Raw genomic sequence first — 14,649 nt, forward strand, 5'->3', positions numbered from 1 at the left:
ATTTAACCGTTAGCAAGGTGCTATTTTAAAAGCAAATCCTTGTAATCAACTAGCCATCTATACGACCTACTACCTACCTCTCATATTTGTATAACTCTTCATAATTCGCTGCTGTAAATCGCCCCCTAAAACCCTAAAATTACCTACTTTTAGTACCCACATTTTTTTCGCCTATGTACCTCATTTTTGACACAGAAACCACTGGACTTCCTAAAAACTGGAACGCCCCACTTACAGACTCAGACAACTGGCCACGCGCGATACAGATCGCCTGGCAGTTACATGATGAACTAGGGAATCTTATAGAGCATCAAGACTATTTGATCAAGCCAGAAGGTTTTGACATTCCTTATGATGCAGAGCGTATACACGGGATTTCTACGGCGCTGGCAGAGAAAGAGGGCGTTGCACTATCTGAGGTGTTAGAAAAATTTAATATCGCCTTATCACAAACCAAATTTGTAGTGGGTCAAAATGTGGGTTTTGACACCAATATCATGGGCGCAGAGTTTCACCGCCTACACATTGGGAACGATTTACAAGAGCTCCCCGTACTGGACACTTGTACAGAAAAAACGGCCACCTTGTGCCAATTGCCGGGTGGTAGAGGAGGTAAATTTAAACTCCCTACGCTTACAGAGCTGCATAAGCATTTATTTGGTGAAGGTTTTGGCGAGGCGCACAATGCCACGGCAGATGTAGAGGCAACCACGCGTTGCTTTCTGGAGCTGGTGCGCCAGCGTATCTACACCGTAGAGGAGCTCGATGTACAACCCGATTATTTTGAGCGGTTTTCTGAGGCAAATCCGCAGCCCATCACCTTTATTGGGCTAAAGCACATCAACCTCAAAAAAGCATCTGAAAAGATTGCCAAAGCGCTGGCTTCTCAAAACGAGGCTCCAGAAATTTCTAAGGCAGAGATTGAAGAAAATAAGGAGCAACTCTCAGAGGTTAAGTTTTCACACTTACACAACCACTCGCAATTTTCTATTTTACAGTCTACCGCTAGTGTACAAGATATTGTAGCCGCCGCAGCTGCACAAAAAATGCCCGCCGTTGCCATGACAGATATGGCAAATATGATGGGTGCCTTTCACTTTACAAAAGCGGTAAAGGGTCATAACGCTTTCGCGAAAGCGGAAAACCAAAAATCACAAGAGGCAGGCGAGGCTCCAGAACATCAAGAATTAAAGGCAATAATAGGTTGTGAGTTTAATGTCTGTACAGATCACCTCAACAAAAACCAAAAGGACAACGGTTACCAAATCGTCATCCTTGCCAAAAATAAAAAAGGCTACCAAAACCTATGTAAAATGGCGTCTATCGCTTATACAGACGGATTTTATTACGTCCCTCGTATTGACAAAAATGTCGTAGCACAGTATAAAGAGGATCTCATCGTCCTTACCGGAAATTTATACGGTGAGGTGCCCAGTAAGATTCTCAATGTAGGTGAAAATCAAGCCGAGGAGGCGCTTATCTGGTGGAAAGAACAGTTTGGCGAAGACCTCTATGTAGAGCTCATGCGTCACGGGCAAGAGGATGAAGATAGAGTGATGCCGGTGTTGATCTCGCTTTCGCGAAAGCATAACCTCAAACTAGTCGCTACTAATAACACGTTTTACATCGATAAAACAGATGCAGATGCGCACGATGTGTTGCTCTGTGTAAAAGATGGAGAAAAGGTCGCCACCCCTAAAGGTCGTGGCCGTGGGTATCGTTATGGATTACCGAACGATGAGTATTACTTCAAAACGGCCGAAGAGATGAAATCCCTCTTTGCCGATGTGCCAGAAGCCATACTCAACGTACAAGAAATTGTAGACAAGGTAGAGCCTTATGAACTAGCGCGAGACGTACTCCTTCCTGCTTTTGACATTCCAGAGCAATTTCAAGTAGCCGAAGATCTCGCCGATGGCGGTAAGCGTGGAGAGAATAAATTTTTACGTCACCTGGTGTACGAGGGGGCAAAAAAACGATACGGAGCAGAGCTCTCGCAAGAAGTCACAGAGCGGCTAGACTTTGAGCTAGACGTTATTGAAAAAACAGGATATCCGGGATATTTCTTGATTGTAGAGGATTTTATACGAGAGGCTCGTAATATGGACGTTTCGGTAGGTCCGGGACGTGGGTCTGCCGCGGGATCTGTAGCGGCTTATTGTTTATGGATTACCAATATCGATCCGCTTAAGTATGATTTGCTTTTTGAGCGTTTTCTCAATCCGGATCGTGTGAGTATGCCCGATATTGATATTGACTTTGATGATGAAGGTCGAGGTCGTGTCATGCAGTATGTAATTGATAAGTATGGCGCCAATCAAGTAGCCCAAATTATCACCTACGGCACCATGGCGGCAAAGTCTTCTATACGAGATACCTCAAGAGCACTAGACTTACCGCTTAGTGATGCAGATCGTATTGCGAAGCTCATTCCTACGATGAGTAAATTGCGTAAAATCTTTGGCAAAAGTGACGCAGAGTTGCGTAGCTCCTTCCGTGCAGATGATCTTGTGAAAGTGCAAGAATTAATCACGCTAGAGCAAGAGGATACGATGGAAGGCCAGATGCTTAGGCAAGCTCGGCAATTAGAAGGATCTGTACGTAATACAGGTATTCACGCCTGTGGGGTTATCATCACGCCGAGTGATATTACCAATTTCGTTCCCGTTGCCACCGCAAAGGATTCTGATCTTTATGTGACACAGTTTGACAACTCTGTGGTAGAAGATGCCGGTCTGCTAAAAATGGATTTCTTGGGTCTCAAAACGTTGACCCTCATTAAGGACACCGTAAAGCTGGTAAAGTACCGTCATGATGTAGACCTAGATCCAGAGAACTTTCCGCTAGATGATGAAAAAACCTATGAGCTTTTCCAGCGTGGAGATACCGTAGGGATATTTCAATATGAATCTCCTGGAATGCAAAAACACATGCAATCTCTCAAGCCGACTGTATTTGAGGATTTGATTGCCATGAATGCCTTGTACCGTCCGGGTCCTATGGAATACATTCCGTCCTTCGTGCGTAGAAAACACGGGGAAGAAGATATTGAGTATGACCTCCCAGCGATGGAAGAATACCTCAAAGAAACCTATGGTATTACGGTATATCAAGAGCAAGTGATGCTACTGTCACAAAAACTCGCCGATTTTACCAAAGGTGAAGCCGACGTCTTGCGTAAGGCCATGGGTAAAAAGCAAATTGCCGTACTTGATAAAATGAAGCCTCAATTTATTGAGCAAGCGAGTGCAAAAGGTCATGACCCCGTAAAACTGGAGAAAATTTGGAAAGACTGGGAAGCATTTGCGGCCTACGCTTTTAATAAATCACACTCTACCTGTTATGCCTGGATTGCCTATCAAACAGCATATTTAAAAGCACACTATCCAGCAGAATATCTTGCGGCAGTGCTTTCTAACAATATGAATGACATTAAGCAGGTAACCTTCTTTATGGAAGAGGCAAAACGGATGGGTCTAGAAGTATTAGGACCTGATGTAAATGAATCATTTCGGAAATTTACTGTAAATGATCAAGGCGCTGTTCGTTTTGGAATGGGAGCAGTAAAAGGAGTGGGAACGAATGCCGTTGCAACTATTGTAGAAAATAGAAATGACGGAAAATATAAGTCTGTATTTGACTTTGCTCGAAGAGTAGATTTAAGAGCAGCTAATAAGAAAGCATTTGAAAGTCTTGCACTGGCAGGTGGATTTGACGAGCTAGATCTAAATACACATAGAGCTCAGTTTTTTAATGATGACGGTGACGGTATTACATTTTTAGAAAAAGCAGTGAAGTATGGCGCTCGTTATCAAGAGAATGAGAACAGCTCGCAAGTAAGTTTATTTGGTGAATCTAGCGAAGTGCAAATACCCGAACCCGAAGTTCCTCCGTGTGAAGAATGGGGCACTATGGAAAAATTAAAGCGTGAAAAAGAAGTGGTAGGTGTTTATATTTCTGGCCATCCACTAGACGACTTTAAAACGGAGATGACTACGTTTTGCAACGCAACGCTCGCTCATTTCAATAGAATGGAAGAGTTAGTCAATCGGGAGCTTATCTTCGGCGGGGTAATTACAGACGTGCAACATCGAGTTTCTAAAAATGGGAAAGGCTGGGCTATGTTTACAGTAGAAGATTTTACAGATACGTTTGAGTTTAGGATGTTTGGAGAAGAATATCTCAAAAATCGTCACTACCTCATCCCAAATAGCTTTATTCACGCAAAAGTGTTTATCAAAGATGGCTGGGTAAATAGAGATACCGGTCGTAAGAGTGAACCTCGCACGCAGTTTAACGCCATCGAAATGTTGCAAGATGTGATGGAGAAGAATGCTAAAAAGCTTACCATTAATCTTGATATTAAAGAAATCGCCGACAACAGAATTGAAGAAATAAAACAAATTCTGGATCAGCACAAAGGTGATGGAAAATTACATTTTCAAGTTTTTGAACCTTCCGAAAAGATATATGTAAAAATGCCTAGTAAGCGTGTTAAGGTTAATATTTGCCAAGAATTACTCGATGAGCTTGAAAAGAATAACGTGCACCATAAATTGAATTGACCAAATATTTATTCCTACTATTTAAATTGGACTAGATATTTTGATAAAGCTACATAAGTGCATCTTTTGACGATTATTTAAAGTTAAATAGTATATTTACCTAACAAACAGTTAGATACCAACACATAATCAAATACATTATGAAAAGTCCCCTACGACTCAGAATTCTTTTTTATAGAAGTCCTTGCTCATTTTTAAGCAATTGACACCATCTGATTTTATTTTTTTATTGATTACTACTACTACTTAATCAGTAATCTTTTCTTTTTCAACAAGGTCAGATCCCTGTTGAATAAATCAATCTTATTAATTCTATTTACTAATAAAAATTCAATTTTATGAAAACTATTATTTATGCCCTATTATTTCTTTTTCTAGGTGTAAACTTTACAGCCTGTACTCCAGAGGCTATCTATGACCAAACGGACACAACTCAAAGTACTGTTCTAGGTGAGGACGCAAATGATCCAGAGGATGAGGATGACATGGACAACGGAATTTAAAATTCAAAAATAAAAACATTAAAATATAACAATATGAAAACTACACTATACATCCTACTATTCTTATTCTTAGCAGTAAACTTTACCGCTTGCACACCAGAAGCTATTTATGATCAGACTGACACAACTCAAAGTACTGTTCTAGGTGAGGACGCAAATGATCCAGAGGATGAGGATGACATGGACAACGGAATTTAAAATTCAAAAATAAAAACATTAAAATATAACAATATGAAAACTACACTATACATCCTACTATTCTTATTCTTAGCAGTAAACTTTACCGCTTGTACACCAGAGGCCATCTATGATCAAGCAGACCAAACCCAAAGTACTGTTCTAGGTGAGGACGCAAATGATCCAGAGGATGAGGATGACATGGACAACGGAATTTAAAATTCAAAAATAAAAACATTAAAATATAACAATATGAAAACTACACTATACATCCTACTATTCTTATTCTTAGCAGTAAACTTCACAGCATGCACACCAGAAGCTATCTATGATCAGACTGACACAACTCAAAGTACTGTTCTAGGTGAGGACGCAAATGATCCAGAGGATGAGGATGACATGGACAACGGAATTTAAAATTCAAAAATAAAAACATTAAAATATAACAATATGAAAACTACACTATACATCCTACTATTCTTATTCTTAGCAGTAAACTTCACAGCATGCACACCAGAAGCTATCTATGATCAGACTGACACAACTCAAAGTACTGTTCTAGGTGAGGACGCAAATGATCCAGAGGATGAGGATGACATGGACAACGGAATTTAAAATTCAAAAATAAAAACATTAAAATATAATAATATGAAAACTACACTATACATCCTACTATTCTTATTCTTAGCAGTAAACTTTACCGCTTGCACACCAGAAGCTATTTATGATCAGACTGACACAACTCAAAGTACTGTTCTAGGTGAGGACGCAAATGATCCAGAGGATGAGGATGACATGGACAACGGAATTTAAGTTTAATTAAACTCTTATCTTAGGAGAATGAATAAAATTATTGTTCTTCTTGTACTAACGGGTTATTTATGCAACTTTAACATATCGGCTCAAAATAACTCTGATTTGCTTTTAGACAGTTTAAAAAAACGGGCAGAAAGCAAGTCACTTTCTTTTGATGAGAGATTACTGGCTTTAGAAAGGATAATACCAATAGCAAAAAATATATCTGATTCTTTATACTTTAGAGTTCTAGACTACAGATTGACATTATTGAACATTTCTGGTAATTATGATGGAGCAATATTAGAAGCAGATAATTTAATTTCGCTATCTAGAAAATCAGGAGAGCCTCAAATAACTGCCGATACCTACAAGAAGAAGGGGAGGCTTTTTGCAAAACAAAAAAAGCAATTACAAGCCTTTAAGAACTATTCTCGCGCTTTAGAGCTATACACAATACTAAAAGATAGTTTAAAATTTGTGATGACCTCTAAAAGTTTGAGTTTTATACAGTCGCAAAAAGGAGATCTTGTAGGAGCAGAATATACTATTGTAAATGCTTTAGATTACAGTAACGCCGTGAAAGACAAATCTGAACTAGCATGGTTTTATGACGTCTTAGGAAGAATATATAGAGAACGTTCGCTTTGGCAGGAAGCTATTCAAAATCATCGAAAGGCTTTGCAACTAGAAAATAGCCCTAAATCTAGAGTATCATTACTTAACAATTATGCCATTACACTTACTAAAGCCAGACGATACAATGATGCAATGAATACATTAAACATCGCGCTAGAGTATAATAGCATAACAGATCCCATTATGCGGTATAGGTTACTTGATAACTTTGCTTTCGTAAAGGGAAAACTAGGCGCAACAGACGCCATTGAACTATTAGAAAAATCCTTAAAATCAAGACAAGAAATTAATGATGCCCCTGGTGAATATGCCAGTCATATCCATCTATCTGAAATCTTTGCATCTCAAAATAATGACACAAAAGCAAGATATCATGCACAACAAGCCTATAACATCGCGCGCCAATTACAAAACACAGAAGCAATAGTAAGAGCACTGGATTTTCTGATTCCTGTAACTGAACAATCAAATGTGCTCTTTGGAGAATATTCAGCACTTTCAGATTCGCTTACCTCAGCTCAGAATAAAGCTAAATTTGAGTTTGCAAAATTACGCTTTGACGTTGAAAAAGCCGAAGAAAGAGAATCTATTGCTCTTAACGCACAATCTGCAAGTGAATTAAGGGAATACAAAGCGGTGAGACGTCGTAACTGGGCCTTTGCTGGACTGATAAGCTTTTTACTAATTGGAACTGTATTTCTCTTATACCAACAAGAAAGAATAAAAAAACAACGCCTTTTAGACACTTACAACACTGAAAAACGTATTGCAAAAAAATTACACGATGAACTGGCAAACGAAATTTATCTTGTGATGACACAATTAGAAGATACTCGTACACAACCAGTTTTAGCAGATAAATTAGAACACATTTATAAGCTAACTAGAGACATCTCAAGGGAAACACAACCTATAAGCACAGACAACTCTTTTTCCAATGAGCTTGCACTGAGTTTGCAAAACTATACATCTGATGATAGAAAATTAATTTTGAGAGGATTAGAATCTGTAAATTGGAATCAAATAGATGGCAAAAAGAAAATAGAAATTTATCGGGTTTTACAAGAACTTATGACGAATATGCGTAAGCACAGTAAGGCCTCTTTTGTAGCGCTGGTATTTAAAGAATTTACTAGTATATTAGAAATCAACTATAGTGATAACGGTAAAGGAGTTTTTCTCAGAGAAAATGTATTAGGTGGGTTAGAAAATATGGATAGCAGACTCGCATCTATAGGAGGAACCATAAAATTTGACTCTGCCGTTAATGAAGGTTTTCGTGCAGAAATTTCTATCCCAATCTAAAAAGAAATATATGTTTAAAAAAGTTTTGGCTGCAGAGGATATAGATAACATAAAGCTAGGTGTAGCCTCCATTTTAGAACAACTGGATATACTTGAAATTACACATGCTCAATATTGTGATGAAGCATATATTAAATTTAAAAAAGCATATGTAACAGACACTTCTTTTGATCTTCTTATCACTGATCTATCTTTTAAAGACTCACATCGAGATGAGAGACTTACTTCAGGCGAGCAACTTTTTAAAGCTTTAAAGGAAGTAGACCCTTCATTAAAAGTAATTGTATATTCTATGGAAGATCACCCACAACGGTTTAACACACTATGGCAATCTGGATTAATAGATGGTTATGTCTGTAAAGATAGAAAGGGCTTAGAAAATCTTAAAGATGCCATTAAAGCCGTATATAGAGATGAAAAATATGTCTCTAAAAACTTGGAAGATGCCGTTAAGCAAAAAAATTTAGTAGAGATCAGTAATTATGACATTGAATTATTAGGATTACTATCAGAAGGATCAACTGTAGAGGAAATAAGTGATTATTTCCAATCTAAAAATTTAAAACCTTACAGTAAAAGGTCTATTGAAAGAAGACTGAGAGAATTGAAAGGTGAATTTGGGGCAAAAACCACAATACATTTAGTAAGATTATTGACTGATTTGAGATTAATTTGACTTTTTTCAAAAAAAAAGCCTCTTTTGGCGGAAAACCGCCAAATTTTACATTTAAACCTTATTACCTTTAGAGTCCCCTACGGTTCTTTTCTATTAAGGGTTTAATTCAAGAAATTAGCTGGAAAGAGCCTTATAAAACCCTTATTCTCTGAATAAGGGTTTTATATAACTTAAATAGTACCATTAATCAATTCCCCTACGTAAAATGCCTATTCTTTTAAAGAGTAGGCATTTTTTAATGCTCATAAAAAAACCCATACATATTGATGTATGGGTTCGTTAATTTAATATGCTATTGGCTCTATAATTCTAACGCTTTTTTAATATCTCCATCCATTAGAATATTAATCGGATCTTCTAAAGCTTCTTTTACTGCCACTAAGAATCCAACAGATTCTTTCCCATCAATAATACGGTGATCATAAGAAAGTGCAACAAACATTATAGGTGCCACCACTATACCTCCATCAATTACTACAGGACGCTCTACAATATTATGCATCCCCAAGATACCTGATTGTGGCGGATTTATAATTGGAGTTGATAACATAGATCCAAAAACACCTCCGTTTGAAATAGTAAATGTTCCCCCAGTCATCTCGTCTACAGTTATTTTTCCATCACGGGCTCTTAAGGCAAGTCTTTTTACTTCACTCTCAACTCCTCGAAAGGAAAGATTCTCTGCATTACGCATTACTGGTACCATAAGTCCTTTGGGACCTGATACTGCAATTGAAATATCTTTATAATCAAACGTAAGCATCTCCTTACCGTCAATCATACTGTTTACAGAAGGGTACATTTCTAATGCACGAACTACTGCTAACGTAAAGAATGACATAAAGCCGAGACTTACACCATGTTTAGCTTTGAAATCCTCTTTATACTCAGAACGAAGGTCAAATATAGCCTGCATGTTAACTTCGTTAAACGTAGTAAGCATTGCAGTAGTATTTTTTGCTTCCACAAGACGCTCTGCTACTTTGCGACGTAACATAGATAGTTTTTTACGAGACTCTCCACGAGTACCTGTACCTGGCGTGCCCATTGATGGCTTAGCATTTACTGCATCATCTTTTGTTATACGACCATCACGCCCTGTTCCTTTTACAGTAGCAGGATCCATGTTCTTTTCAGCTAGTACTTTTTTAGCTGCAGGACTTGCTACTCCAGAGGCATACGTTTTTTCCTTTAAAGAGTCTGCTTTTTCTTCTGTGTTAGGTGTCTCAATACGTTGCTCATCTAAGTCTGGAGAAGGGCTTGCTTTCTTCTCATTTTCGTCGATGTATGTATCAGTAGATTGATCATCACTTCCAGGCTTTTCAGCATCCGTATCAATGAGACACACTATTGCTCCTACAGCGACAGCATCACCTTCCTCTGCTTTGAGTGTAATTACACCAGATGCTTCGGCTGGAAGCTCTAGTGTTGCTTTATCGCTATCAACTTCTGCAATAGCCTGGTCTTTTTCTACATAATCGCCGTCTTCAACTAGCCATTGTGCAATCTCTACTTCTGTGATGGATTCTCCCGGAGAAGGGACTTTCATTTCTAACATATCGTGGTTGTTATTGCGCTTTCGCGAAAGCGGAAAAATTAACTCCGCTGTGTTATTAAATTTACTTATTGTTTCGGTGTATTAAATACATCTTCAATTACTCTTTTGTGACGAGCTTTTGATCTAGTACTACTTCCTGCAGCTGGAGAACTGTACATTCTTCTAGATGCAAGACGTAAATTCCTCTCTTCCCAATGTAGCAATAAATGTGCCCAAGCCCCCATATTCTTTGGCTCTTCTTGTGCCCAACAAATATCAATTCCATTTGGATACTTACTGATAATCTCCTCGAGTTTCTCTACAGGAAGCGGGAATAACTGCTCTATGCGAACTAGTGCTACATCGTCTCGTCCATTTTCTTCTCTTGTTTCTAGAAGATCATAGTAAAATTTACCTGTACAGAAAACTAGTGAAGTCACCTTCTTCTTGTCAACATTTACATCATCAATCACCTCTTGGAAACTTCCTTGTGCGAGCTCTTCCTTAGTTGAAATCACTTTAGGGTGACGCAACAAACTCTTAGGTGTGAATATGATAAGAGGTTTTCTGAAATTGAATTTCATTTGCCTGCGTAGCAGATGAAAAAAGTTTGCAGGCGTTGTTACGTCTGCAACAATCATATTTTCTCTAGAACACATCTGTAAGTAACGCTCCATTCTAGCACTAGAATGTTCTGATCCTTGGCCTTCATAGCCATGTGGTAACAGCATCACTAAACCATTTTGTGTTTTCCATTTTGACTCTGCAGCAGAAATGTATTGATCTACCATTATTTGAGCTCCATTTGAAAAATCTCCAAATTGTGCTTCCCATATGGTCAATGTTTTAGGGGTTGCCATGGCATAACCATAGTCAAATCCTACAACACCATATTCTGATAAGTGAGAGTTATAGATGAACATTTCACCTTCAACCTCTAATAGATTATGAAGATTCACTTCTTTTGTATCACTTCCTTCAGGCTTTATTGTTGCGTGACGGTGTGAAAATGTTCCTCTCTCTACATCTTGACCTGACATACGAACATTAAAACCTTCTTCCATAAGAGACGCGTAGGCAAGCAATTCTCCCATTGCCCAGTCTAAATTATCTGTCTCAAAATAACGCTTATTGCGATCTGCAATAATCTTTTCTATTTTGCGATAAAATTTTACATCTTTTGGTAGCGTAGTTATTCCTTTTGCAAGCGTATCAAGCTTTTTCAAATCGTATGTAGTATCTACACCGGCAATGATATCTTCTCGTTTACCTAGCTTATAACCATCCCAATCATCTGCAAGAATTTCTGTGATGACAGTTTTATCCTTTTTACGAGACTCTTCTAGATCATCTTCTAACTCATCTTTATAATCAAGTTCTAATTGCTTGATATAACCTTCGTCTATAATTCCTTCTTTAAAAAGCTTAGTTCCATAAATATCACGAGGACTATCATGTTTTGCTATAGCTTTATATAATTGTGGTTGCGTAAAGCGAGGTTCGTCTCCTTCATTATGCCCATATTTACGATATCCTAAAATATCAATAAATACGTCTCTACCAAAAGCCATTCTAAACTCAAGAGCAAAGGTGAATGCGTGACAAACAGCCTCTACATCATCTGCATTTACGTGTAAAACAGGTGATAAAGTAACCTTGGCAATATCTGTACAATATGTTGATGATCTAGCATCTAGATAGTTGGTTGTAAAACCAACTTGATTATTTGCAACTACATGGATTGTTCCCCCTGTACGGTAAGCTTCAAGTTGCACCATTTGTATAACTTCATATACCACACCTTGTGCAGCAATTGCAGCATCACCATGAACTAAAATAGGAAGGATCGCTTTCTCATCTCCATCAAGTTCATTATCAAGTTTTGCTCTAGAGATGCCTTCTACAACAGCGTTGACCGTTTCTAGGTGTGATGGATTAGGCGCTAAATCCATTCTAATATCCTTTCCAGAGTTACTTTTACGCATACTGGTCCAGCCCATGTGATATTTTACATCTCCATCAAAAAGTGCGTCTTCTGCATATTCTTTCCCATCAAACTCACTAAAAATCTTTTCTGGTGACTTCTTGAAAATATTTGCAAGAACATTAAGACGGCCACGGTGAGCCATTCCCATCACAAATTGTTTTACACCTTTATCTGATGCTTTTTCAATGAGATGGTCTAAACCTGGAATAAGTGCATCAACTCCCTCTACAGAAAAGCGCTTTTGTCCTACATATTTGGAATGTAAAAAACTTTCAAATGATATAGCTTCATTTAGTTTCTTAAGGATGTGTTTTTTCTCAACAGGTGAAAACTTAGGGTGATTATCATTAACGTTTAACCAGTTTTGTATCCACTTAATTTCATCTGGATTGCGCACGTACATATATTCAATACCAATAGCATCACAATAAATAGCTTCAAGGTGTTTTATGATCTCACGCAATGAAGATTTACCTAATCCTAATATAGAGCCAGCTTCAAACTGCACATCAAGATCTTGATTGTCTAAACCAAAATTTGTGATATGTAATGTGGGCGAATATTTACGTCGCTCACGTACAGGATTTGTTTCTGTAAATAAGTGGCCTCGAGTACGGTACCCGTCAATAAGTCGGACTACCATAAATTCTTTTTGCATACCTTCTGGAAGCGCTACAGGAGCAACCTCTTGCTCTTCAGAAAAAGCCTCTCCACTTTCTAATCCAAAATCAAAACCTTGAAAAAAAGCTCGCCAGCTTGGTTCTACGTTATCTGGATTATGTAAGTATTGATCGTAAAGCTCTGCAAAGTATGATGTATGTGCTGCGTTTAGAAAAGAAAATTTATCCATTGTTGTGACGTCTAGTCGTCGTTTTTACGATTGGAATACAAAAATACAACAATTAACATTTTAGGGCATATAATCCATATATTTATAACATAGAATTAATAATTTATACCGAATGATTCGCTTTATAAAAATTTATTCATTAGTAATCATACTCCCACTTATATTTTCAGAATCAGTTTTTTCACAAGAATTTGAGGTGGAGAAGAAGAATGATTTTTGGAATAAAGTTCACTTTGGCGGTGGTTTAGGGTTGAATTTCTCAAGAGGTTATACGCAAATTTCTGTTTCTCCTAGTGCGCTGTATCAACCTAATTCTTATATCGCTTATGGCCCAGGATTAAATTACAGTTTCCAAAAATTTGGGGATTATAAGACTTCGCTTATAGGAGGTAGTGCAATTTTTCTATACAATCCTACAAATTTTCTTCAGTTATCAACAGAAATTGAACAACTTCGAGTGTCTCAATCTATTGATGGAGAACCAGATATACCTAATTTTTGGAACACTGGTTTATTTGTAGGCGCTGGTTATCGATTAAACATTGGTGGACAAGGCCTTGGTGCTATAGGAATACGGTATAACTTGCTTTATAATGATAATGACAGTGTTTATGCAGACGCTTGGTTACCTTTTGTAAGGGTATATTTTTAGCAAGTTTTTAATCATATCCAATCATTATCGTTGATTATTCCTTCCTAACAAATTGTTGTACATGTTAAAATCTACACAAATACCTCTTAACAACACGACAAATTGATTGATGCTTCTTTTAAAGATTAATAATTTTGTTAAAAAGAAATTATGGAATTGAAAGACAAAACAATAATTATCACTGGAGCTTCTAGTGGTATCGGAGAAGCGACAGCTCACAAACTAGCTGATAATGGAGCTAATGTTGTACTAATGGCTAGAAGCACAGACAAGTTAAAAGAGTTGAAATCTGCAATCGAAAACAACGGCGGAAAAGCCCTTGTTGCAAGTGGTGACGTCACTAAAAAAAGTGATTTTGATAATGCAGTTAAAGAAGCCGTTTCTGAATTTGGCAAAGTAGATGGTTTAATTAACAACGCAGGATTAATGCCTCTATCATTCATTGAAAAATTAAAAACTGATGAATGGGAGCAAATGGTGGACGTAAACATCAAAGGCGTTCTTAATGGAGTAGCTGCGGTACTACCAGAACTGAAAAAAAATAAAGGAGGACATATTATAAATATTTCTTCTATGGCAGCTCATCGTTACTTTCCTGGAGGAGCTGTGTACTGTGCCACGAAGTCTGCTGTAAAAATGTTCTCAGAAGGATTAAGACAAGAACTTGCTCCAGAATATGGTATTAACGTAACTTCTATTGAGCCTGGAGCAGTTGAAACAAGTTTGACAGACACCATTACTGATGAAGATATCAAAGATAAAATGAAGGAGATGATGGAAATGACGACACTAAAAGCTGAAGATATTGCAAATGCAATTTATTATTCCCTTACACAACCGGCACGTGTAAACATAAATGATGTTTATATAGTTCCTAGTGAACAGAAATAATAATAGTCTAATAAAAAAACCTCGCAATTCTAATTGTGAGGTTTTTTAGTTTATATAAGAATAAAGTTTAAA

General features: G+C 37.5%; 13 protein-coding genes. 11 read left to right on the plus strand and 2 right to left on the minus strand.

The window, feature by feature from the left end; translation table 11 throughout:
• Positions 1–173: 173 nt before the first annotated feature.
• The 9 genes from dnaE (at position 174) to OD90_RS07595 (ending at position 8,660) form a co-directional block, all read left to right on the plus strand.
• Positions 174–4,565, plus strand: a complete 4,392-nt coding sequence (gene dnaE / locus OD90_RS07585) for a DNA polymerase III subunit alpha (RefSeq protein WP_144668534.1) — start codon at positions 174–176, stop codon at positions 4,563–4,565.
• Between the two features lie 338 nt (positions 4,566–4,903).
• Positions 4,904–5,068: a hypothetical protein gene (locus OD90_RS13155; RefSeq protein WP_186434726.1), complete on the plus strand. Its 165-nt coding sequence runs from the start codon at positions 4,904–4,906 to the stop codon at positions 5,066–5,068.
• 33 nt (positions 5,069–5,101) lie between these two features.
• On the plus strand, positions 5,102–5,266 hold the full coding sequence (locus OD90_RS13160; RefSeq protein ID WP_186434727.1) for a hypothetical protein: 165 nt from the start codon (positions 5,102–5,104) through the stop codon (positions 5,264–5,266).
• A gap of 33 nt (positions 5,267–5,299) precedes the next feature.
• Entirely contained in the window at positions 5,300–5,464 is a 165-nt protein-coding gene (locus OD90_RS13165; protein ID WP_186434728.1) for a hypothetical protein, read from the plus strand.
• 33 nt (positions 5,465–5,497) lie between these two features.
• Positions 5,498–5,662 (plus strand): hypothetical protein, encoded by a 165-nt coding sequence (locus OD90_RS13170; RefSeq protein ID WP_186434727.1) that lies wholly within the window; start codon positions 5,498–5,500, stop codon positions 5,660–5,662.
• A 33-nt stretch (positions 5,663–5,695) separates the two neighbouring features.
• Complete coding sequence (locus OD90_RS13175; RefSeq protein ID WP_186434727.1) at positions 5,696–5,860, plus strand: hypothetical protein; 165 nt, start codon at positions 5,696–5,698, stop codon at positions 5,858–5,860.
• Positions 5,861–5,893: 33 nt separating this feature from the next.
• Positions 5,894–6,058 (plus strand): hypothetical protein, encoded by a 165-nt coding sequence (locus tag OD90_RS13180; RefSeq protein ID WP_186434727.1) that lies wholly within the window; start codon positions 5,894–5,896, stop codon positions 6,056–6,058.
• Between the two features lie 27 nt (positions 6,059–6,085).
• A complete protein-coding gene (locus OD90_RS07590) occupies positions 6,086–7,984 on the plus strand; it encodes a tetratricopeptide repeat-containing sensor histidine kinase (protein ID WP_144668536.1) in 1,899 nt (632 codons plus the stop codon).
• Between the two features lie 10 nt (positions 7,985–7,994).
• On the plus strand, positions 7,995–8,660 hold the full coding sequence (locus tag OD90_RS07595; RefSeq protein WP_144668538.1) for a response regulator transcription factor: 666 nt from the start codon (positions 7,995–7,997) through the stop codon (positions 8,658–8,660).
• Between the two features lie 301 nt (positions 8,661–8,961).
• On the opposite strand, the gene odhB is transcribed toward OD90_RS07595, so the two are convergent.
• Both odhB and OD90_RS07605 read right to left on the minus strand, forming a co-directional pair.
• Positions 8,962–10,218: a 2-oxoglutarate dehydrogenase complex dihydrolipoyllysine-residue succinyltransferase gene (gene odhB / locus OD90_RS07600; protein ID WP_144668540.1), complete on the minus strand. Its 1,257-nt coding sequence runs from the start codon at positions 10,216–10,218 to the stop codon at positions 8,962–8,964.
• 65 nt (positions 10,219–10,283) lie between these two features.
• Positions 10,284–13,034 carry a 2-oxoglutarate dehydrogenase E1 component gene (locus tag OD90_RS07605; protein ID WP_144668542.1) on the minus strand — a complete coding sequence of 917 codons (2,751 nt, stop codon included), beginning with the start codon at positions 13,032–13,034 and terminating at the stop codon, positions 10,284–10,286.
• Positions 13,035–13,146: 112 nt separating this feature from the next.
• Here OD90_RS07605 and OD90_RS07610 point away from each other — a divergent pair, with 112 nt between their 5' ends.
• On the plus strand, positions 13,147–13,686 hold the full coding sequence (locus tag OD90_RS07610; RefSeq protein ID WP_144668544.1) for a hypothetical protein: 540 nt from the start codon (positions 13,147–13,149) through the stop codon (positions 13,684–13,686).
• 150 nt (positions 13,687–13,836) lie between these two features.
• Positions 13,837–14,577 carry an SDR family oxidoreductase gene (locus tag OD90_RS07615; protein ID WP_144668546.1) on the plus strand — a complete coding sequence of 247 codons (741 nt, stop codon included), beginning with the start codon at positions 13,837–13,839 and terminating at the stop codon, positions 14,575–14,577.
• Positions 14,578–14,649 lie beyond the last annotated feature (72 nt).

The organism is Dokdonia sp. Hel_I_53 (genome assembly GCF_007827465.1).
Classification (GTDB): Bacteria; Bacteroidota; Bacteroidia; order Flavobacteriales; family Flavobacteriaceae; genus Dokdonia.

Coding starts and splice junctions, on each gene's coding strand:
- dnaE (WP_144668534.1), top strand. CDS start 174: ATGTACCTCATTTTTGACACAGAAACCACTGGACTTCCTAAAAACTGG.
- OD90_RS13155 (WP_186434726.1), top strand. CDS start 4,904: ATGAAAACTATTATTTATGCCCTATTATTTCTTTTTCTAGGTGTAAAC.
- OD90_RS13160 (WP_186434727.1), top strand. CDS start 5,102: ATGAAAACTACACTATACATCCTACTATTCTTATTCTTAGCAGTAAAC.
- OD90_RS13165 (WP_186434728.1), top strand. CDS start 5,300: ATGAAAACTACACTATACATCCTACTATTCTTATTCTTAGCAGTAAAC.
- OD90_RS13170 (WP_186434727.1), top strand. CDS start 5,498: ATGAAAACTACACTATACATCCTACTATTCTTATTCTTAGCAGTAAAC.
- OD90_RS13175 (WP_186434727.1), top strand. CDS start 5,696: ATGAAAACTACACTATACATCCTACTATTCTTATTCTTAGCAGTAAAC.
- OD90_RS13180 (WP_186434727.1), top strand. CDS start 5,894: ATGAAAACTACACTATACATCCTACTATTCTTATTCTTAGCAGTAAAC.
- OD90_RS07590 (WP_144668536.1), top strand. CDS start 6,086: ATGAATAAAATTATTGTTCTTCTTGTACTAACGGGTTATTTATGCAAC.
- OD90_RS07595 (WP_144668538.1), top strand. CDS start 7,995: ATGTTTAAAAAAGTTTTGGCTGCAGAGGATATAGATAACATAAAGCTA.
- odhB (WP_144668540.1), bottom strand. CDS start 10,218: ATGTTAGAAATGAAAGTCCCTTCTCCGGGAGAATCCATCACAGAAGTA.
- OD90_RS07605 (WP_144668542.1), bottom strand. CDS start 13,034: ATGGATAAATTTTCTTTTCTAAACGCAGCACATACATCATACTTTGCA.
- OD90_RS07610 (WP_144668544.1), top strand. CDS start 13,147: ATGATTCGCTTTATAAAAATTTATTCATTAGTAATCATACTCCCACTT.
- OD90_RS07615 (WP_144668546.1), top strand. CDS start 13,837: ATGGAATTGAAAGACAAAACAATAATTATCACTGGAGCTTCTAGTGGT.